Origin of the sequence: Streptomyces sp. G5(2025), from assembly GCF_049542075.1 — a bacterium.
In the GTDB taxonomy this organism is placed as follows: domain Bacteria; phylum Actinomycetota; class Actinomycetes; order Streptomycetales; family Streptomycetaceae; genus Streptomyces.
This window is the reverse complement of record NZ_JBMUZT010000002.1, coordinates 1970903-1992147: the sequence shown is the minus strand read 5'-3', so window position 1 is coordinate 1992147 and position 21245 is coordinate 1970903. Positions and strand designations below refer to the sequence as shown.

Below are 21245 nucleotides of genomic sequence, written 5' to 3'. Positions count from 1 at the left end.
GGACGCTCGTGAAGGGAGCCCGCCGTGTCTGACGGCCAGAAGTTGAACAACCAGCAAGTGGCGCTTCTGAAGAAGGAGATCGTCGGCAAGTACGACTCCGTGCAGAAGCAGCTCAAGCGCCTCCAGGGCACCCTCGACACGATGGAGGGCAACTGGCGCGGCATCGGAGCGCACGCCTTCGACAAGAAGCAGACCGAGATCAACGAGCACATGCGGGCGATCGGCAACATCCTGGTGGACTTCCTCGAAGGCATCAGCGGCAACGAGAAGCTCGTGGACGGCCTTGAGGATCAGGTCCAGTCGACGATGAACAGCATCGACGTCCAGTACGGCGGCAAGCACTCGGCCATCAGCAGCTACTGAGCGCCGGAGTACCGAGCAGGAACCAACCACCAGGAAACGGGGCAAGCATGGCAAACGTTCACCTCGACGAGCTCGCCGTCAAGTACGGCGGCCTCGACGCCATCACCACCGAACTCGGCATCCAGGCCAAGCAGCTCGAAGCCGACCTCGCCGACATCAAGCGCGCCGTGGCCAAGGTGGCCGAGGGCTGGGAGGGCGAGGCCCACACGGCGTACACCGTCAAGCAGAAGGAATGGGACAGGCACGCCGAGGCCATCCACCGGGCCCTTGTGGAGATCGGCCAGAAGGTCGGCCAGGCCGGCGGCGATTACCGCGGCGGCGACCTCAAGGGTGCCAGCTACTTCCAGTGAGCCCGCGCGACCGCGGGACGAGAAGGCAGTCGTAGGACGTGTTGCAGGGGTGGACGCGCGCGGGAGGCGTCCACCCCTTCATGTCGCCTGAGGGGGCGCTGTGCCTCACTTCACTCCGCGGGGAGTCCGCCGTTCCGCGAAGAAGGCTCCAGGTCGAACTCCCCGTCCCGCGCCCCCAGCACGAACGCTTGCCACTCCGCCTCGGTGTACCGCAGTACCGTCTCCGGCTCCAGGGACGACCGCATCGCCACCGCGCCCCCGGGCAGGTCCGCGATCTCGACCCGCTCCTCGTGCTGCTCGGTGCCGGGAGCGCTGCGCCACTCGACGCCGGAGATGTCGAGGGCGTAGAGCTCCTCCTTCTCGCGTTCCTTGCGGGCCTTGGTCTGCGCCTCGGTGTCGGGTGCGTCGGTCATGGCGGAAGGGTCCCTTCACAACGTACGAAAGTGCTGGGCACTCACCCTACTTGGGGTACTCCGTCGCTGTTCAGAGGTTGGCAAGGCCCGCGTCGGCCACCGGTTCGGCCCGGGCGACGGCGATCAGTACTCCCCGGCCACCAACCCCGTCTGCACCATCGGTTTGCCCCGCCGACGCGACACGAAGATTCCCCGCCCGGTCGGCATCGGCCGCGGTCGTACGCCGCCCAGGATGTCGCCCTCGTCCGGGTCGCCGGCCAGGACCACCCCCTGCGCGCCCAGCTCCTTCATCCGCTGCATGAAGGGCTCGTACGCCGCACGCCCCGCGCCCGCCGTCGAGCGGGCGATGATGAACCGGACGCCCACGTCCCGGGCGAAGGGGAGCAGCTCGGTGAGGGCCCCCAGCGGGTTTCCGCTGGACGTGGACACCAGGTCGTAGTCGTCGACGATCACGTACACCGTCGGGCCCCGCCACCAACTGCGCTCGCGGAGCTGTCGCGCGGTGACATCCGCCGTGGGGGTACGCCGCTGGATCAGGTCGGCCAGCGCGGCCATGTGGTGGTCCATGGCGTTGGACATGGGGATGTACTCGGCCAGGTGGGAGGCCGGGGCGGCATCGAGGAGGGTGCGGCGGTTGTCGACCACGAAGAGCTTGCAGACGTCACCGCTGTAGCGCTCCGTCAGCCGTGTGATGAGCAGCCTGAGCAGGTTCGACTTGCCCGACTCGCTCTCTCCGAAGACAAGGAAGAACGGGTCCTGCTCGAAGTCCACGAAGACCGGTTCGAGGTTGTTCTCGTCGAGGGCGAAGGAGACACCCCGGTCGGGGAAGACGTTGCCCGGGGGCAGTTGTTCGGCCGGGAGTTCGCGTGGAAGCAGCCGGACCGCTGGTGCGCCGGGCTCCGTCCAGTGGCGGGAGACCTCGGCGGCGAGCGCGGCCGTCGCGTCGGCGAGGTCCGTGTCGGAGGAGAGCCCGTCGATGCGGGGCACGGCCGCCATGAAGTGCTGCTTCTGCGGTGTCTGGCCTCGGCCGGGGACACCGGCGGGGACGTTCGCCGCGACCTTGCGGTCGAACTCGGAGTCCATGGTGTCGCCGAGCCGCAGTTCGAGGCGGTTCATCAAGTGGTCCTTGAGGTTGGCGCGGACCTCCATGGAGCGTGACGCGGTGAGGATCAGGTGGACGCCGTAGCCGAGGCCGCGGGCGGCGATGTCGAGCACGGCGGGCTCCAAACCTTCGTACTCGGAACGGAAGTTGCCCCAGCCGTCGATGATCAGGAAGACGTCGCCCCACGGCTGGTCCGTCACCGAGATCTCGCCGCGCGCCCGGCGGGTCCGGAAGTCGGCGATCGACGCGATGCCCGCCGTACGGAAGTACTCCTCGCGGCGGGTCAGCACGCCGTACACCTCGGCGAGCGTGCGCCGCACCCGCTCGGGGTCGAGACGCGAGGCGACCCCGCCGACGTGGGGGAGTCCGGAGACGGACGCCATGCCTCCGCCGCCGAAGTCGAGTCCGTAGAGCTGCACTTCGTGCGGTGTGTGGGTGAGGGCGAACGCCGCCGTCAGCGAGCGCAGGAGGGTCGACTTGCCGGACTGGGGGCCGCCGACGATCTGCATGTGGCCCGCCGCGCCGGAGAAGTCGCACCACAGGGGTTCGCGACGCTGCTCGTACGGCTTGTCGACCAGGCCCAGCGGTACGACGAGGCGCCCCGCTCCCGCGTAGCCGGGCTGGGTGAGTCCGCGTCCCTCGACGGCGGTGAGTCCCGGGAGAAGCGCGTCCAACGGTGGCGGGCTCTCCAGCGGCGGCAGCCACACCTGGTGGGCGGCTGGGCCCTGTGCCTCCAGGCGGCGGACGATGACGTCGAGCACGGTGTCGGCGAGCGCGTCATCCGTGTCGGGAGCGCCGGGACCGGTCGCGGGACGCGGGGCGGGCATCGGCGCGGCGCCGTACCGCACCGGCACCTCGGCCGCCGTGAACAGCACCGGGCGGCGGTCCACAGGACGCGGTCCGCCGAGGGCCGCGGCCGTCTCCGATCCGGAGCGGTAGACGCCTGAGACGTACGCCGCCTTGAACCGCACCATCTCGTCCGTGCCGAACTTGAGGTAGCCGGAGCCGGGAACGTTCGGCAGGTGGTAGGCGTCCGGCACGCCGAGCGCGGCGCGCGACTCGGCGGCGGAGAAGGTGCGCAGCCCGACGCGGTACGAGAGATACGTCTCCAGCCCTCGCAGCCGCCCCTCCTCCAAGCGTTGCGAGGCGAGCAGCAGATGCACGCCGAGGGAGCGGCCGATGCGGCCGATCTGCACGAACATGTCGATGAAATCCGGCTTGGCGGTGAGCAGTTCGCTGAACTCGTCGATCACCAGGACCAGGGAGGGGATGGACTGGAGCGGGGCGCCCGCCACCCGCGCCTTCTCGTAGTCGTGGATGTTCGCGTAGTTGCCCGCGTCCCGCAGCAGTTCCTGACGTCGGTTGAGCTCACCGCGGATGGAGTCGCCCATGCGGTCGACCAGCGTCAGATCGTCCGCCAGGTTGGTGATGACCGCGGCGACGTGCGGCATCTGCGCCATGCCGGCGAAGGTGGCGCCACCCTTGAAGTCGGCGAGTACGAAGTTCAGGGTCTCGGAGGAGTGCGTCACGGCGAGGCCAAGGACCAGGGTGCGCAGTAGCTCCGACTTCCCGGAGCCGGTGGCGCCGACGCACAGGCCGTGCGGCCCCATGCCCTCCTGCGCGGCCTCTTTGAGGTCGAGCATCACGGGACGGCCGTCCTCGCCGACGCCGATCGGGACGCGCAGCCGCTCCGCCTGGGTCCGCGGGCGCCATGTCCTGCTGGTGTCCACCGAGTCGGCGTCGCCCAGGTTCAGGAGCTCCGTGAATTCCAGGTTGGCCAGTAGGGGTTCGGCCTCGTCGCCGCCGGAGGGGACGCGCAGCGGAGCGAGCTGGCGGGCCAGCGCCTCGGCCCCTTCGTAGGACAGGACGTCGGGCGTTCCCTCGTACACCAGGCCGTGGCCCGACTCGATCCGCATCGACCCCGGACGTACCGCGAGCGACAGCCCTCCGCGCCCCTCGGTCAGTTCTCCCGGGACCACTTCCACCACCGTCACCCCCTGAACCCCCTCGGGCGAGGCCAGGGCCGACAGCGGAGGCAGCGACAGACCGTCGAGCATGACGACGATGTGCGGCTCCTCCGGCAGCGGACCGCCCTCCGGATGGAAGCGCGGCCGCCCCTGGAGCCGGGCGGCGAGCATGCTCTCCAGCCCCGCCGGATCACCGGTGATGAGACGGCGGCTGCCGGCCCCGTCCGCGGCACCCGGCACCTGACTGTGGGGCAGCCACTTGGCCCACTCCCAGGCGGGCGCCGCGGACCGGCCCGCACCGACGGCGATGACCAGGTCCTGAGGGGAGTGCAGCGAGGCGAGGGACGCGGTGAGCGCACGGGCCGTGCCGCGTGCCGTCTCGGGATCCCCACTGATCGTCACGTGGTAGAAGGCGCGCAGCGAGACGGCCATCGGGAGGTCTTCGAGCGTGCTGTGCGCGGCGAGGAAGCGCTGCATCGCGCCCGCGGTGAGCGGCTCCAGCTCGTCCACCGGAGCGGTCTGCGGCGGGACGAGGGGAGTGGCGAGTTCCTGCGGGCCGAGACCGACGCGCACCTGCCCGAAGTCCTCGTCGCCGACGCGGCGTTCCCAGACCCGGCTGCCCTCGGCGACCAGCGCCCACAGCTGCTCGGGGGAGGGGTGGAGGTAGTACTGCGCGTCGCGCTGGGCCTTCGCGGTGTCCTGTGCCGCGCGCCGCGTCTGCTGTAGGTACCGCAAGTAGTCGCGCCGCAGGTCGGCCAGTTGCCCCTGGCTGCCACGGCGGTAGCGGATGAGCATGGCGACCGACATGGCCACCGTCGAGGCGACCATGACCATGCCCATGATCTTCATGAACGGATGCGCATTGGGCATGAAGAAGAAGACCACGGAGCCACCCATGCCGAGCATGGGCAGCAACTGCATCATCGCGCCCTCCTGCTGGTCCCGTGGAAGCTCGGGCGGAGGTTGCAACACCACTTCTTCGCCGGGCACTGCCGAGGGCAGAGCCCGAGGTGGGCGCTTGACGACGATGTGGCTCACTGGGCACCAAATCCCTTGCCGACCGCGGTGTTCCGTCCGCCGCCCCGTGTCGGGCGAACGGTGACCGTCGGGTGATCCTACTGACATGCACGCGGACGAGCGGGCGATAGGGTGCCGGTGCGCGTGTGAACGTATGGGAATCATGCCGCGGGGCGGCGTGGGCAACAGACCGAAGGCGCCCGTGACTTCACGCTGTACGGCCACGCGCAGGATCAAGATCCGGCCAGGTGCGCTCATACGCTTCGTGACGCGGTCGGTCATGCGGCACAGTCGGACCGGCGCCAGCGATTGAGGGGGAGCAGCAGGTGAGCATGACGGCCTCCGCGACGGCCAGCGGAGCAGTACAGCCCAGCCGTGGCGCAACGTCGGGAACCAACGCGGGATTCGGGTTCTGCCGGGTCACCATCGTCGCGCCCGACAGCCGGATCGACGTGTCCTTGCCCGACGACATTCCCGTGGCCGACCTCTACCCGGAGATCCTGCGACTGTCCCGGCAGAGCCCGGCCGAGGGCGCACCGGTCGGCTACCACCTCGTACGCCGTGACGGCCTCGTCCTGGACAGCGGCCGCTCCTTCGCCGCGCAGCGCATCCTTGAGGGCGAACTGCTCACCCTGCGCCCCTTCTCGGAGTCGCTTCCGCCGGCCGTGTTCGACGACGTGTCCGAAGCGGTCGCGTCCGCGGTGACCCGCGACCGCATGCTGTGGAACGGAGATCTGACGCGCGCCGCCGGCCTGACCGGCACCACGGCGCTGTCGGTCCTCCTCGCCTTCGTGGCCTGGACGGCCGCCCCTGGTCACGACATGCACGGCCTCCCCGGGATCCTGGCCGCCGTCGCGGGTGTCCTCCTGCTCACCCTCTCCGCCGTGCGGGCACGGATCTACGACGACCGCGCCGCGTCGGTGGCACTCGGCCTCGGTGCGCTGCCGAATCTCGCCGTGGCCGGGTCGGGGCTGCTGGCGCTGACCGAGGGGCACGGCATCGGCCGGCTGCAAGCTCTGCTCGCCTGCGCGGCCGTGCTCGTCGCTTCGACTGTCCTCACTCTTGTGTCGCCGCGTGGGGACGGTCCGTTCGTCGCCTGCCTCTTCGCCTCTGCCGCGGGCCTGCTCGCGACGTTCCTCGCGACGCTGTGGCGGCTGTCTCCCGCCGAGGCAGCCGCCATGTGCGCCCCGGCGGCCGTGGGGACCCTGGCCTTCCTGCCGGGACTGTCCATGCGGTTCGCCCGCCTCCCCATCGGGTTCGAGCCGCCGCACGGCAGCCGGAGCGGGTACGGCGCGGAGCCCGCCCAGCAGGAACCCGTCGACGCCGAGCGCATCGCCGCCCAGGCACGCCGCGGTCACGAGCTGCTCGTCGGTCTGGTCGGCGGTTGTGCCTTGCTGGCCATCGGTTCGGCGGCCGTCCTCGGCTTCTCCGATGACGTGTGGGCGCAACTCCTTGCCCTCGCCACCGGCGTCGCGATGCTGATGCGCGCCCACCTCTTCCGCTACACCGCGCAGGTCGGCTCCGCCTTGGGCGCCGGCCTGGCCTCCCTGGTCCTGCTCGGCGTCGGCCTTTGCCTCAACCCTCCGCAGGGCCTCATGCGCGCCGCACGGGCGGGCGACTCGGCCGCGCTCGACCTGCGCACCGTATGGCTCGTTGCGGCCGTCGCGGTGGCGGTGGCACTGGTCACGGCTCTCGGACTCATCACTTCGCGCACCGGCGTGACGCCCTTCTGGGGCCGCTTCCTGGAGATCGCCGAGGCCTTCGTGCTGCTGACGTTGGTGCCGCTGGCCCTCGCGGTCTTCGACGTGTACGCCAAGGCCAGAGCGATGACGAGCTGACCGGCTGACCATCGGACCATCGGACCGGCCGACCAGCTGACCGACTGACCAGCTGACCGGCTGGGCTGACCGGCCGACCAGCCGGCGAGCCAAGTGCAGTCCCGGCTCACGGCCGCCGAGGGCAGGAAGAGGCGGACCTCGCTCGTCGGCGGCGTACTTCTCGCGCTGATCGCGGTCATGTGTTCGGCGGGCTGGGTCCTCTGCGGGCCGAGTGCCGACGGGGCGGCACCGGCCAAGCGGCCGCAATCGGCGCCCCGGGCGCCCGACGCCATCAGGGAGACGGCGAAACGACCCCCGAGACCCCCGAGGGCGGTACCGCCGCCGAGTACGTGGTCGAGTCGCTCAAGGAAGACCAGATCGCCCCGGCGGATCGCCCCGGCGCCCGGCTTGCGGGCGACCGACAAAATCGTGGCCAAGGGGATCGCCGATGTCGTCAAGGGCATCAGGCTCAAGGATTCCGAAGAGGGGTGGCAGCTCAGGTTCCCCGGCCCCGTCTGTGCGGTGACCCGCCACGTCAGTGTGGACGGCAGGACAGCCATCGCTTTCCCCGGAGAGCGCCCCGAGAAGGGCGGCAAGGAGGAGGCCGCACTCGTGGCGCCCTGCGACCGGATCGCCGTGTTCGACATCGACACCGGCAGAAAGCTCTGGGACAAGAAGCTGCTCGGCCCGAGCGGCTCGGCGATGAGCGTCAACGTGACGATGACCCGGGGAGCCGTGCTCGCCACCACCGGGCAGGCCTCGGTGGCGTACGACATGACCAGCGGCGAGTGCCTCTGGGCCGACACGGCGAGCTCCAACTGCACGGACATGGGGTTCGCCGGAGGCCGGAGCCTGATCGCCCTGGTCCAGTGCGGCGACTCCGCCGATCCCGTGTTCCGCGTGCGGAAGGTCGCCCCGCGCGCGGGCAGGCCCGTGTGGACGTACAAGGTCGCCGACGGGATCAAGGGCGTCCACCTCGCTTCCTCGTCACCGCCCGTCATCGCGGTCGCGGCCGGCGAGGTGCGGTCCACCACCTTGATCACCCTCAGTGACCGGGGGAAGGCAGCGGGGCACGATCCGTCTGGAGGACGACCGCTACGTACACGACTGCGACGAGGTCTTCAGCGGTGAGGCGGAGCGCTGTACGGGAGTGGTCGTGGGGCGCCGACAGCTCTTCATGGCGACACAGCCACGTGACTTCTTCCCGGAGGCATCACTTCACCCCGGAGGCACCACGGGGACAGACGCCCAATGAAGTCGTCGCCTTCGACCTGGCGACGGGAAAGACCGTACGCAGGTTCGACGCCAGGACCGGCCGCCCGATGTGCCCGCTGCGCATGAGCGGCGAGAGGATCATCGCCTACCGGGAAGCCGCGAGCTCATCCTCCGTGGCCGTCAGCCTCGACCCCGACTCGGGCAAGGAGACCATCCTGTTGCTCTTCGGGCAGCCCGACGTGCCGGAGATGACTGCCCTCGAACCTCCAGACGTGGTGTACGAGCGCGGCCGGATCTTCCTCGCCGCGACCCGGGTCGCACGAGCGAAGGACGACGGTCCCCGCCTGCCGCTGATGAGAGGATTCGAGAGCGGCGGCAGGCGGTGGGCTCCCCGCAGGGGCCACGGTCGGGACCGGAGAAGCCGACTGGTACCCTGTGTAACGACCGTCTTTCTGCGCTCCCGGCCCTCGATGGCCGGACTCCGCGCCCGACGGCCCATCCCCGCCTCCCGAGTCCCGGAAGCTCCCCTGAGATGTAGACCAGGGGCACTCGGAGGCACACGAAGACATCACGAGGAGTACGCGTGTCGCTCGACGCCGCTACGAAGAAGCAGATCATGACCGAGTTCGGCCAGAAGGAGGGCGACACCGGTTCCCCCGAGGTTCAGGTCGCGCTGCTCTCTCGCCGTATCTCGGACCTGACCGAGCACCTCAAGACGCACAAGCACGACCACCACTCCCGTCGTGGTCTGCTGATCCTGGTCGGCCAGCGTCGCCGCCTTCTCCAGTACCTGGCCAAGAAGGACATCCAGCGCTTCCGTGCCCTGGTCGAGCGCCTCGGCATCCGCCGCGGTGCGGCGGGCGCCAAGTAAGACGCCGTGAAGGGAGCGGTTCCCACTCGAAGCACTCGAAGGGGGCCGCTCCCTTTGCTGTACGTGCGCGGTGTCACCGACGCTTTGTAGTCTGGTGACGACAGGCGCACCCCACAGGTGCGTGGGTACCCATACGCGGGTACCAGCACCACCACGAGTAACAGCACGACCCACGAGGGAGAGGCGCACCTCCGCCGCCGCCGGTCCTCGGTAGTGGCCCCCGGGAGACATCCCCGGGTGCTTCGATCGAAGACCGGCCCGCACACACGGCGCGCTTCTCCGCACAGTCCCGGTCCACGAAGGACATACGGGACACCGCCCCAGGGCCACACGGGCCAAGGGGCGAGAAGACGAAACGTAGACACGTAGGAGAACAGTGGAGAACGAGACCCACTACGCCGAGGCCGTCATCGACAACGGCACGTTCGGCACCCGCACCATCCGCTTCGAGACGGGCCGCCTCGCCCGTCAGGCCGCCGGCTCCGCCGTGGCCTACCTGGACGACGACACGATGGTCCTCTCGGCCACCACCGCGTCCAAGAAGCCCAAGGACCAGCTCGACTTCTTCCCCCTCACGGTGGACGTCGAGGAGCGCATGTACTCGGCCGGCAAGATCCCCGGCTCCTTCTTCCGCCGCGAGGGCCGCCCGTCCGAGGACGCGATCCTCACGTGCCGCCTGATCGACCGCCCGCTGCGTCCTTCCTTCAAGAAGGGCCTGCGCAACGAGATCCAGGTCGTCGAGACGATCATGGCTCTCAACCCCGACCACCTGTACGACGTGGTCGCGATCAACGCCGCCTCCTGCTCCACGCAGCTGGCCGGCCTGCCCTTCTCGGGCCCGATCGGCGCCACGCGCGTGGCGCTCATCAAGGGCCAGTGGGTCGCCTTCCCGACGCACACCGAGCTTGAGGACGCCGTCTTCGACATGGTCGTCGCCGGTCGCGTCCTGGAGGACGGCGACGTCGCGATCATGATGGTCGAGGCCGAGGCCACCGAGAAGACCATCGAGCTCGTCAAGGGCGGCGCCGAGGCGCCGACCGAGGAGGTCGTGGCCGCCGGTCTGGAGGCCTCGAAGCCCTTCATCAAGCTCCTGTGCAAGGCCCAGTCGGACCTCGCCGCCAAGGCCGCCAAGCCCGTCGGCGAGTTCCCGATCTTCCTCGACTACGAGGACGACGTCCTGGAGGCCCTGACCGCCGCGGTCAAGACCGAGCTCGCCCAGGCGCTCACCATCGCCGGCAAGCAGGAGCGCGAGGCCGAGCTGGACCGCGTCAAGGCGCTGGCCGGCGAGAAGCTGCTCCCGCAGTTCGAGGGCCGCGAGAAGGAGATCTCCGCCGCGTACCGCTCGCTGACCAAGTCCCTGGTCCGTGAGCGCGTCATCAAGGAGAAGAAGCGGATCGACGGTCGCGGTGTCACCGACATCCGCACCCTCGCCGCCGAGGTCGAGGCCATCCCGCGCGTGCACGGCTCGGCGCTGTTCGAGCGCGGCGAGACCCAGATCCTGGGTGTCACCACGCTGAACATGCTCCGTATGGAGCAGCAGCTCGACACGCTGTCCCCGGTGACGCGCAAGCGCTACATGCACAACTACAACTTCCCGCCGTACTCCACCGGCGAGACCGGCCGCGTCGGCTCCCCCAAGCGCCGCGAGATCGGCCACGGCGCGCTCGCCGAGCGCGCGATCGTGCCGGTGCTGCCGACGCGCGAGGAGTTCCCCTACGCGATCCGCCAGGTGTCCGAGGCCCTCGGCTCCAACGGCTCGACGTCCATGGGCTCCGTCTGCGCCTCCACCATGTCGCTGCTGAACGCCGGTGTGCCGCTGAAGGCCGCCGTCGCCGGTATCGCCATGGGCCTGATCTCCCAGGAGATCGACGGCGAGACGCACTACGTCACCCTCACCGACATCCTCGGTGCGGAGGACGCCTTCGGTGACATGGACTTCAAGGTCGCCGGCACGAAGCAGTTCGTGACCGCGCTCCAGCTCGACACCAAGCTCGACGGCATCCCCGCCTCGGTCCTGGCCGCCGCGCTGAAGCAGGCCCGTGACGCGCGTCTGCACATCCTCGACGTGATGAACGAGGCCATCGACGTCCCGGACGAGATGTCCCCGAACGCCCCGCGGATCATCACCGTCAAGATCCCCGTGGACAAGATCGGTGAGGTCATCGGCCCCAAGGGCAAGATGATCAACCAGATCCAGGAGGACACCGGCGCCGACATCACGATCGAGGACGACGGCACCATCTACATCGGTGCCGCTCAGGGCTCGCAGGCCGAGGCCGCCCGCGCCACGATCAACGGCATCGCCAACCCGACCATGCCGGAGGTCGGCGAGCGCTACCTGGGCACCGTCGTGAAGACGACGACCTTCGGCGCGTTCGTCTCCCTCATGCCGGGCAAGGACGGTCTGCTGCACATCTCGCAGATCCGCAAGCTCGCCGGCGGCAAGCGCGTGGAGAACGTCGAGGACGTCGTCGGCGTGGGCCACAAGGTCCAGGTCGAGATCGCCGAGATCGACTCCCGCGGCAAGCTCTCCCTCATCCCCGTCATCGACGGCGAAGAGGGCGACGAGCAGGCCGCCGACCAGAAGGACGACACCGACAAGTGACGTCGCGTAGCACCACGACGACGGCCCGCACCTCCTCGGAGGCGCGGGCCGTCGCCCGTACCCAAACCCTCATCAAGGGCGAGCACGGCAGCGGGACCGTCCGCAGGACAACCCTCCCCGGCGGCCTGCGCGTCGTCACGGAGACCCTGCCCACCGTCCGCTCGGCGACCTTCGGGATCTGGGCGAGCGTCGGCTCGCGCGACGAGACCCCGTCGCTGAACGGCGCCACGCACTACCTGGAGCACCTCCTCTTCAAGGGCACCAAGAAGCGCAGTGCCCTCGACATCTCCTCCGCGATCGACGCGGTCGGCGGCGAGATGAACGCCTTCACGGCGAAGGAGTACACCTGCTACTACGCACGCGTGCTCGACACGGACCTGCCGCTCGCCATCGACGTCGTCTGCGACATGCTGACGGGCTCGCTGATCCTCCAGGAGGACGTCGACGCCGAGCGCGGCGTCATCCTCGAAGAGATCGCGATGACCGAGGACGACCCGGGCGACTGCGTGCACGACCTGTTCGCGCACACGATGCTCGGCGACACCCCCCTCGGCCGCCCGGTCCTCGGCACCGAGGAGACGATCAACGCCCTCGACGCCGACCGCATCCGCCGCTTCTACAAGAAGCACTACGACCCGACGCACCTGGTCGTCGCCGCCGCGGGCAACGTCGACCACAACAAGGTCGTACGCCAGGTCCGCGCCGCCTTCGAGAAGGCCGGCGCCCTCACCCGCACCGACGCCACCCCGATGCCGCCGCGCCAGGGTTCTCGCGCGCTGCGCACCGCGGGCCGCGTCGAGGTCGTCAACCGCAAGACCGAGCAGGCCCACGTCATCCTCGGCATGCCGGGTCTCGCCCGCACCGACGAGCGCCGCTGGGCCCTCGGCGTCCTGAACACCGCGCTCGGCGGCGGCATGTCCTCGCGCCTCTTCCAGGAGGTGCGGGAGAAGCGGGGCCTCGCCTACAGCGTGTACTCGTACACCTCGGGCTTCGCCGACACCGGCCTCTTCGGTGTGTACGCGGGCTGCCGCCCCAGCCAGGTGCACGACGTCCTGAAGATCTGCCGCGACGAACTGGACCAGGTCGCGCAGAACGGCCTGTCGGACGACGAGATCGGGCGCGCCATCGGCCAGCTCGCGGGCTCCACCGTCCTCGGCCTGGAGGACACCGGCGCCCTGATGAACCGCATCGGCAAGAGCGAGCTCTGCTGGGGCGAGCACATGTCGGTCGACGAGATGCTGGCCAAGATCTCCGCGGTCACCCCCGACGAGGTGCGTGACGTGGCCCGCGACGTGCTCGGCCACCGCCCGTCCCTGTCGGCCATCGGGCCGCTCAAGGACAAGCAGGCGGCCCGCCTCCACGACGCGGTCGCCTAGTCACCACAGGGCCCAACTCCCTTAAGGAATGAAGGACATGAGCAAGCTGCGCGTGGCGGTCATCGGCGCCAAGGGCCGCATCGGCTCCGAGGCCGTGAAGGCCGTCGAGGCCGCCGACGACATGGAACTGGTCGCCGCGCTCGGCCGGGGCGACGAGCTTCAGACGCTGGTGGACACCGGCGCCCAGGTCGCGGTCGAGCTGACCCACCCCGACTCGGTGATGGACAACCTCGACTTCTGCGTAGGCCACGGCATCCACGCCGTGGTCGGCACGACGGGCTGGACCGACGAGCGCCTCGCGCGGCTGCGCACCTCGCTGGCGGCGTCCCCGGAGACGGGCGTGCTCATCGCCCCGAACTTCTCCATCGGCGCGGTTCTGACGATGAAGTTCGCGCAGATCGCGGCGCCCTACTTCGAGTCCGTCGAGGTCGTCGAGCTGCACCACCCGAACAAGGCCGACGCCCCCAGCGGCACCGCCGCGCGCACCGCTCAGCTCATCGCCGAGGCGCGCCGGCAGGCGGGCAGCGCCCCGCAGCCCGACGCCACGACGACGGCCCTGGACGGCGCCCGCGGCGCGGACGTCGACGGCGTACGGGTCCACTCCGTGCGCCTGCGCGGCCTCCTGGCCCACCAGGAGGTCCTGCTCGGCGGCGAGGGCGAGACCCTGACCGTCCGGCACGACTCGCTGCACCACAGCAGCTTCATGCCAGGCATCCTGCTCGGCGTGCGCCGTGTGGTGAGCACTCCCGGCCTGACCTTCGGCCTGGAACACTTCCTGGACCTCGGCTGACCCGGGAAGCGAACCCCATGCGAGCGAAGATCACCTACGCCGTCACGGCTGCCGTCCTGGTCGTCTACTTCGTCCTGGTCGGCAGCCGCGGCGTGCTCCTGATACAGCACGGCACCGCGTTGACCGTCACCTTCGGTGTCGCGGTGCTGATCCTGCCGTTCATCGGCGTCTGGTTCCTCTGGAAGAACACCCAGTTCGTCCAGCGGGCCAACCGCCTCGCCGCCGAACTGGAGGCCGAAGGCGGCCTGCCCGTCGACGAGTTGAGGCGCACCCCCACGGGCCGCATCGACCGCGACTCGGCCGACGAGGTGTTCGCCCGCCGCAAGGCCGAGACCGAGGACGCGCCGGACGACTGGCGCTGCTGGTTCCGCCTGGCCGTCGCCTACCACGACGCCCGGGACACCCCGCGCGCGCGAAAGGCCATGCAGCGAGCGATCGCCCTGCACGCGGGCAAGCCGGTGAACATCTAGCAAGCCGGTGCACGTCTGGTGCGTCTGGTGCGCGGAGCGCCCGGAGCCCCGGGGTCAGGCCGTAGCGCGGTATTCGTCGGCCCATGCCTCGATGGAGTCGGCGGCCCGGTTGAACGCCTCGTGCCGCGCCAGGAAGTCGGCGTTCCGATCGGTCAGCAACAATTGCTGTCCGTCGCCCGCCGCATCACGGCGTACGAGGATGAGGGCCTGCCCCTGCACTGTGCGGGGCAGCCCGAGCCACCGCACCGGCTGCTGAGCGGTCCGCACGGCCTCGACCTGCGCCCACGGCACCGTCCGCGTCCCCAGGAAGCGGACCCTGCGCACGCCGCGCGCGCTCACCCAGGTGCCTACGCGCAGCAGCCGCAGGGCGCCCGCGATGAAGAGCACCGCGAGACCCGCGCAGAGCGCGGCGCCCGCGAGCGAGTCCGCGAACGCGATGATCACGGACGCGAAGAGGACGTAGGAGGCGAGCAGCAGCACCAGCGCGGCGACGCCCACCCGCCAGGGACCGGGGCGGTAGGGGCGCCGCCATTGATCGCGGTCGTCGAAGGGCAGCGGCGCGTCGAGCGCCGCGTCGTCGACAGCGCGGTCCGCGGTCAGGAAAGGCAGGGGCACGGGCTGGTCCTCACTCGATCCACGCATGGGCTGTGCCCGGTGAGGCTACCGAGCCGTGCCCCCTGCCACCACCCTCGGGGGTCCGGACGAGTGCTCCGGACCGGCCAGGTCAGCGGCCGTCCGAGGCTTCGGACTGCTGCGTCCGAGCGGGTGACTGATCGGCGGACATGGCGGGCATCCCGAAAAGCAGGGATCCCACGAGACCGGCCACGACGGTCAGGCCTATGAGCGCACGGCCCGCGATCTGACCGGCCGACGCGCGCTCACGGGGTGGGGGAGTGACGTTGCTGCGGAACTTGTCGGCTTCGGCGATGAAGGCGAACGGGACGGGCTCTCGCCGACGGAACATGGGGCGCGCTTCTCCTCACGGGTCTCGAACGTTCTCTCTTGACTCGATAGACGATCGAATCGCCCAAAAGGTGCCCTGTTTCGGCAAATTAGTCGAAGAATGTCGTGGCGGGTCACCGAACGGCGGATTGTCGGTGCCGGGCCATAGAGTGGGCGCCGCCCAAGTGATGCACATGGAAGGACCCGCCTGTGAGCGAGACCCCCACCGAAGACCTCAAGCCCAGCTTCCGCAGCGAGGTCACCGTCGAGCTCGTGAAGCACGCCGCCACCGACTCCGACGTCCTGTGGGCCGCCCGTGTCTCCACGGCGGGCGAGCAGTCCCTGGACGAGCTCCAGAAGGACCCGGAGCGCTCCAAGGGACTCATCAACTACCTGATGCGGGACCGCCACGGCAGCCCCTTCGAGCACAACTCGATGACGTTCTTCATCAGCGCCCCCATCTTCGTCTTCCGCGAGTTCATGCGGCACCGCGTCGGCTGGTCGTACAACGAGGAATCGGGGCGCTACAGGGAGCTGGAGCCCGTCTTCTACGTCCCCGACGAGTCCCGCAAGCTGGTCCAGGAGGGCCGCCCCGGCAAGTACGTCTTCGTCGAGGGCACCCAGGCCCAGCAGGAGCTGACGGGCCGCGTCATGGAGGACTCCTACCGCCAGGCGTACGAGGCGTACCAGGAGATGCTCGCCGCCGGCGTGGCCCGCGAGGTCGCCCGCGCGGTGCTCCCCGTCGGCCTCTACTCCTCGATGTACGCGACGTGCAACGCCCGTTCGCTGATGCACTTCCTTGGCCTCCGCACGCAGCACGAGCTCGCCAAGGTCCCCTCCTTCCCGCAGCGCGAGATCGAGATGGTCGGCGAGAAGATGGAGCAGCACTGGGCAGAGCTGATGCCGCTCACCCATGCGGCCTTCAACAAGAACGGACGCGTGGCGCCGTAAGGCACTGATGTACGGGTGCGCGGAGCGAAGTGTCCGTATTGCGACACTTCGTGAAGTTCATCTAGCCTGATCAAACGGACCCGGCACTGCTTGAACCCCCGAGCAGGCAGTGCCGGGTCCTCACTTGACGGGTCCGCTCACGTCCCCCGAGGGGGGACCCCGCGCTGAGCAGCGAGTAGCGTGTTACCCATGGCTCCGACCTCCACTCCGCAGACCCCCTTCGGGAGGGTCCTCACCGCCATGGTCACGCCCTTCACGGCGGACGGCGCACTCGACCTCGACGGCGCGCAGCAGCTCGCCGCCCACCTGGTGGACGCAGGCAATGACGGCCTCGTCATCAACGGCACCACCGGTGAGTCCCCGACCGTCAGTGACGCGGAGAAAAACGATCTTGTACGAGCCGTACTGGACGCCGTCGGAGACCGCGCCCACGTCGTCGCGGGCGTCGGCACCAACGACACCCGCCACAGCATCGAGCTCGCCCGCGCCGCCGAGCAGGCCGGCGCCCACGGCCTCCTGACCGTCACGCCGTACTACAACAAGCCCCCGCAAGAGGGCCTGCTGCGGCACTTCACGGCGATCGCCGACAGCACCGGCCTGCCGGTCATGCTGTACGACATCCCGGGCCGCAGCGGCGTACCGATCAACACCGAGACGATCGTCCGCCTCGCCGAGCACCCCCGCATCGTCGCCAACAAGGACGCCAAGGGGGACCTCGGCCGGGCCAGCTGGGCCATCGCCCGCTCGGGCCTCGCCTGGTACTCAGGCGATGACATGCTGAACCTCCCGCTCCTGTCGGTCGGCGCGTGCGGCTTCGTCTCCGTCGTCGGCCACGTCGTCACCCCCGAGCTGCGCGCGATGCTCGAAGCGCACCTCACGGGCGACGTCCAGAAGGCCACGGAGATCCACCAGAAGCTGCTCCCCGTTTTCACGGGCATGTTCCGTACGCAGGGCGTGATCACGACGAAGGCGGCGCTCGCCCTCCAGGGCCGCCCCGCGGGCCCGCTCCGCCTGCCGATGGTGGAGCTGACGCCCGCGGAGACGGCACAGCTCAAGATCGACCTTGCCGCCGGCGGGGTACAGCTGTAACCACAGACTTCACAATTGAATACGTCCCGAACAACAACTGCTACTGCACGAACGTCATACGCGCCACGTGCCCCGGAGGTACGTGGCGCGCATGGTGAGGAGAGTCTTTTGAGTCATCCGCATCCTGAACTGGGCGCCCCGCCGAAGCTTCCGAAGGACGGCCTGCGGGTCACCCCGCTCGGCGGCCTCGGCGAGATCGGCCGCAACATGACCGTCTTCGAGTACAACGGTCGCCTGCTGATCGTCGACTGCGGAGTGCTCTTCCCCGAGGAGGAGCAGCCCGGAATCGACCTGATCCTGCCGGACTTCTCGTCCATCAGGGACCGCCTCGACGACATCGAGGGCATCGTCCTCACGCACGGCCACGAGGACCACATCGGCGGCGTCCCCTTCCTCCTGCGCGAGAAGCCGGACATCCCGCTGATCGGCTCCAAGCTGACCCTCGCGCTGATCGAGGCGAAGCTCCAGGAGCACCGGATCCGTCCGTACACGCTTGAGGTCGTCGAGGGAGACCGCGAGCACCTGGGCCCGTTCGACTGCGAGTTCATCGCGGTCAACCACTCCATCCCGGACGCCCTGGCCGTCGCCATCCGCACCCCCGCGGGCCTGGTCGTCGCCACCGGCGACTTCAAGATGGACCAGCTGCCGATGGACGGCCGCCTGACCGACCTGCACGCGTTCGCACGGCTGAGCGAGGAAGGCATCGACCTCCTTCTCTCCGACTCGACGAACGCCGAGGTGCCGGGCTTCGTCCCGCCCGAGCGCGATATCTCGGGCGTGATCCGCGGCGTCTTCGCCGGCGCGCAGAAGCGCATCATCGTGGCCAGCTTCGCCAGCCACGTGCACCGCATCCAGCAGATCCTGGACGCCGCCCACGAGTACGGCCGAAGAGTGGCCTTCGTCGGCCGCTCGATGGTCCGCAACATGGGCATCGCCCGCGACCTCGGCTATCTGCGGGTCCCGCCGGGCCTCGTCGTCGACGTCAAGACGCTCGACGACCTGCCGGACAGCGAGGTGGTCCTGGTCTGCACGGGCTCCCAGGGCGAGCCGATGGCCGCGCTCTCCCGCATGGCCAACCGCGACCACCAGATCCGCATCGTCCAGGGCGACACGGTGATCCTGGCGTCGTCCCTGATCCCCGGCAACGAGAACGCGGTCTACCGCGTGATCAACGGGCTGACCCGCTGGGGCGCCAACGTCGTCCACAAGGGCAACGCGAAGGTGCACGTCTCCGGCCACGCCTCGGCCGGCGAACTGCTGTACTTCTACAACATCTGCAAGCCCAAGAATCTGATGCCGGTCCACGGAGAATGGCGCCACCTGCGCGCCAACGCCGAGCTGGGTGCCCTCACCGGTGTCCCGCATGACCGCATCGTGATCGCCGAGGACGGCGTCGTCGTCGACCTCGTCGAGGGCAAGGCCAAGATCGTCGGCAAGGTCCAGGCCGGATACGTGTACGTGGACGGCCTCTCCGTCGGCGATGTCGGCGAGCCCGCGCTGAAGGACCGCAAGATCCTCGGGGACGAGGGCATCATCTCGGTCTTCGTGGTGGTGGACTCCAGCACCGGCAAGATCACCGGCGGTCCGCACATCCAGGCCCGTGGCTCGGGTATCGACGACGGGGTCTTCATCACCGTCATCCCGAAGATCCAGGAAGTCCTGGAGAGATCGGCCCAGGACGGCGTCGTCGAGCCCCACCAGCTGCAGCAACTCATCCGCCGCACGCTGGGCAAGTGGGTCTCGGACAACTACCGCCGACGCCCGATGATCCTGCCGGTCGTCGTGGAGGTCTGACCCTCCTGACAGCGTGGCCAACGGAGCGGGGCGCCTCGATTTGCATCGGGGCGCCCCGCTCCGTTAGGTTTACGGCTCCGCCCAACCGGGAAGCACTGCGCACTCACGTGCGAGGGGCCCAACCCGAACGGGGCGGGAATTCCGACTCAGAATCTCTGATAAAGTCGGAGCCGCCGGAAAGGGAAACGCGAAGGCCGAAAGGCCGGAGCGGGAACCGGAAAGGCACCGAGGAAATCGGACACGAAAGAGTCTGATAGAGTCGGAAACGCAAGAACAAAAGAAACACCGAAGGGAAGCGCCCGGAGGAAAGCCCGAGAGGGTGAGTACGAAGGAAGCGTCCGTTCCTTGAGAACTCAACAGCGTGCCAAAAGTCAACGCCAGATATGTTGATACCCCGGCTCACTTCGGTGAGTTGAGGTTCCTTTGAAAAAGTCCTTCCACGGAAGGCACACAGCGAGGACGCTGTGAACGGACGGGATTATTCCTCCCGACCGTTCCGCTCTCGTGGTGTTCATCCCGATTACGGGAAAACATTCACGGAGAGTTTGATCCTGGCTCAGGACGAACGCTGGCGGCGTGCTTAACACATGCAAGTCGAACGATGAACCACTTCGGTGGGGATTAGTGGCGAACGGGTGAGTAACACGTGGGCAATCTGCCCTTCACTCTGGGACAAGCCCTGGAAACGGGGTCTAATACCGGATAACACCTCTACTCTCCTGAGTGGAGGTTAAAAGCTCCGGCGGTGAAGGATGAGCCCGCGGCCTATCAGCTTGTTGGTGAGGTAATGGCTCACCAAGGCGACGACGGGTAGCCGGCCTGAGAGGGCGACCGGCCACACTGGGACTGAGACACGGCCCAGACTCCTACGGGAGGCAGCAGTGGGGAATATTGCACAATGGGCGAAAGCCTGATGCAGCGACGCCGCGTGAGGGATGACGGCCTTCGGGTTGTAAACCTCTTTCAGCAGGGAAGAAGCGAAAGTGACGGTACCTGCAGAAGAAGCGCCGGCTGAACTACGTGCCAGCAGCCGCGGTAATACGTAGGGCGCAAGCGTTGTCCGGAATTATTGGGCGTAAAGAGCTCGTAGGCGGCTTGTCACGTCGGGTGTGAAAGCCCGGGGCTTAACCCCGGGTCTGCATTCGATACGGGCTAGCTAGAGTGTGGTAGGGGAGATCGGAATTCCTGGTGTAGCGGTGAAATGCGCAGATATCAGGAGGAACACCGGTGGCGAAGGCGGATCTCTGGGCCATTACTGACGCTGAGGAGCGAAAGCGTGGGGAGCGAACAGGATTAGATACCCTGGTAGTCCACGCCGTAAACGGTGGGAACTAGGTGTTGGCGACATTCCACGTCGTCGGTGCCGCAGCTAACGCATTAAGTTCCCCGCCTGGGGAGTACGGCCGCAAGGCTAAAACTCAAAGGAATTGACGGGGGCCCGCACAAGCAGCGGAGCATGTGGCTTAATTCGACGCAACGCGAAGAACCTTACCAAGGCTTGACATACACCGGAAAGCATCAGAGATGGTGCCCCCCTTGTGGTCGGTGTACAGGTGGTGCATGGCTGTCGTCAGCTCGTGTCGTGAGATGTTGGGTTAAGTCCCGCAACGAGCGCAACCCTTGTTCTGTGTTGCCAGCATGCCCTTCGGGGTGATGGGGACTCACAGAAGACCGCCGGGGTCAACTCGGAGGAAGGTGGGGACGACGTCAAGTCATCATGCCCCTTATGTCTTGGGCTGCACACGTGCTACAATGGCAGGTACAATGAGCTGCGATACCGTGAGGTGGAGCGAATCTCAAAAAGCCTGTCTCAGTTCGGATTGGGGTCTGCAACTCGACCCCATGAAGTCGGAGTTGCTAGTAATCGCAGATCAGCATTGCTGCGGTGAATACGTTCCCGGGCCTTGTACACACCGCCCGTCACGTCACGAAAGTCGGTAACACCCGAAGCCGGTGGCCCAACCCCTTGTGGGAGGGAGCTGTCGAAGGTGGGACTGGCGATTGGGACGAAGTCGTAACAAGGTAGCCGTACCGGAAGGTGCGGCTGGATCACCTCCTTTCTAAGGAGCACTTCTAAGCCAAGCTTCGGCTTGGTTCAGAGGCCAGTACATCG

16 protein-coding genes and 1 rRNA gene are annotated in these 21245 nt (G+C 68.4%); 13 read left to right on the top strand and 4 right to left on the bottom strand.

From position 1 onward, the window contains the following. The first annotated feature begins 24 nt into the window (after window positions 1-24). Window positions 25-363 (top strand): WXG100 family type VII secretion target, encoded by a 339-nt coding sequence (locus ACOBQB_RS08935; RefSeq protein WP_205037637.1) that lies wholly within the window; start codon window positions 25-27, stop codon window positions 361-363. A gap of 47 nt (window positions 364-410) precedes the next feature. Beyond that, complete coding sequence (locus ACOBQB_RS08930; protein ID WP_205037636.1) at window positions 411-713, top strand: WXG100 family type VII secretion target; 303 nt, start codon at window positions 411-413, stop codon at window positions 711-713. A gap of 110 nt (window positions 714-823) precedes the next feature. On the opposite strand, the gene ACOBQB_RS08925 is transcribed toward ACOBQB_RS08930, so the two are convergent. Together ACOBQB_RS08925 and eccCa are read right to left on the bottom strand one after the other, a co-directional pair. Continuing rightward, the gene (locus ACOBQB_RS08925; RefSeq protein WP_423590177.1) at window positions 824-1126 is read right to left on the bottom strand and encodes a DUF397 domain-containing protein; all 303 of its coding nucleotides are present in this window, start codon (window positions 1124-1126) and stop codon (window positions 824-826) included. A gap of 123 nt (window positions 1127-1249) precedes the next feature. Beyond that, window positions 1250-5233: a type VII secretion protein EccCa gene (gene eccCa / locus ACOBQB_RS08920; RefSeq protein WP_423590175.1), complete on the bottom strand. Its 3984-nt coding sequence runs from the start codon at window positions 5231-5233 to the stop codon at window positions 1250-1252. A 305-nt stretch (window positions 5234-5538) separates the two neighbouring features. Here eccCa and eccD point away from each other — a divergent pair, with 305 nt between their 5' ends. The 7 genes from eccD to ACOBQB_RS08885 all read left to right on the top strand — a co-directional run bounded on the left by eccD (window position 5539) and on the right by ACOBQB_RS08885 (window position 14356). Continuing rightward, entirely contained in the window at window positions 5539-7050 is a 1512-nt protein-coding gene (gene eccD, locus ACOBQB_RS08915; protein WP_423590173.1) for a type VII secretion integral membrane protein EccD, read from the top strand. Window positions 7051-7458: 408 nt separating this feature from the next. Continuing rightward, a complete protein-coding gene (locus ACOBQB_RS08910; protein WP_423590171.1) occupies window positions 7459-8160 on the top strand; it encodes a PQQ-binding-like beta-propeller repeat protein in 702 nt (233 codons plus the stop codon). Between the two features lie 667 nt (window positions 8161-8827). Next, on the top strand, window positions 8828-9115 hold the full coding sequence (rpsO, locus tag ACOBQB_RS08905; RefSeq protein WP_055568703.1) for a 30S ribosomal protein S15: 288 nt from the start codon (window positions 8828-8830) through the stop codon (window positions 9113-9115). 376 nt (window positions 9116-9491) lie between these two features. After that, complete coding sequence (locus ACOBQB_RS08900; protein ID WP_423590169.1) at window positions 9492-11720, top strand: polyribonucleotide nucleotidyltransferase; 2229 nt, start codon at window positions 9492-9494, stop codon at window positions 11718-11720. After that, entirely contained in the window at window positions 11717-13096 is a 1380-nt protein-coding gene (locus ACOBQB_RS08895) for a M16 family metallopeptidase (RefSeq protein WP_423590167.1), read from the top strand. The genes ACOBQB_RS08900 and ACOBQB_RS08895 overlap by 4 nt, the downstream gene beginning before the upstream one ends. A gap of 37 nt (window positions 13097-13133) precedes the next feature. After that, the gene (gene dapB / locus ACOBQB_RS08890; RefSeq protein ID WP_423590165.1) at window positions 13134-13886 is read left to right on the top strand and encodes a 4-hydroxy-tetrahydrodipicolinate reductase; all 753 of its coding nucleotides are present in this window, start codon (window positions 13134-13136) and stop codon (window positions 13884-13886) included. Between the two features lie 17 nt (window positions 13887-13903). Further along, a complete protein-coding gene (locus ACOBQB_RS08885; RefSeq protein WP_423590163.1) occupies window positions 13904-14356 on the top strand; it encodes a hypothetical protein in 453 nt (150 codons plus the stop codon). 54 nt (window positions 14357-14410) lie between these two features. On the opposite strand, the gene ACOBQB_RS08880 is transcribed toward ACOBQB_RS08885, so the two are convergent. Next, complete coding sequence (locus ACOBQB_RS08880; RefSeq protein ID WP_423590161.1) at window positions 14411-14971, bottom strand: PH domain-containing protein; 561 nt, start codon at window positions 14969-14971, stop codon at window positions 14411-14413. A gap of 109 nt (window positions 14972-15080) precedes the next feature. Beyond that, window positions 15081-15320, bottom strand: coding sequence for a hypothetical protein (locus tag ACOBQB_RS08875; RefSeq protein ID WP_205038995.1), 240 nt, complete (start codon window positions 15318-15320; stop codon window positions 15081-15083). A 188-nt stretch (window positions 15321-15508) separates the two neighbouring features. On the opposite strand from ACOBQB_RS08875, the gene thyX reads away from it, so the two are divergent. The 4 genes from thyX to ACOBQB_RS08855 all read left to right on the top strand — a co-directional run bounded on the left by thyX (window position 15509) and on the right by ACOBQB_RS08855 (window position 21192). Next, entirely contained in the window at window positions 15509-16249 is a 741-nt protein-coding gene (thyX, locus tag ACOBQB_RS08870; RefSeq protein WP_127911228.1) for an FAD-dependent thymidylate synthase, read from the top strand. 189 nt (window positions 16250-16438) lie between these two features. Further along, the gene (gene dapA / locus ACOBQB_RS08865) at window positions 16439-17338 is read left to right on the top strand and encodes a 4-hydroxy-tetrahydrodipicolinate synthase (protein ID WP_423590159.1); all 900 of its coding nucleotides are present in this window, start codon (window positions 16439-16441) and stop codon (window positions 17336-17338) included. Between the two features lie 108 nt (window positions 17339-17446). After that, a complete protein-coding gene (locus ACOBQB_RS08860; protein ID WP_423590158.1) occupies window positions 17447-19132 on the top strand; it encodes a ribonuclease J in 1686 nt (561 codons plus the stop codon). A 533-nt stretch (window positions 19133-19665) separates the two neighbouring features. Next, window positions 19666-21192 (top strand): 16S ribosomal RNA (locus tag ACOBQB_RS08855). Window positions 21193-21245 lie beyond the last annotated feature (53 nt).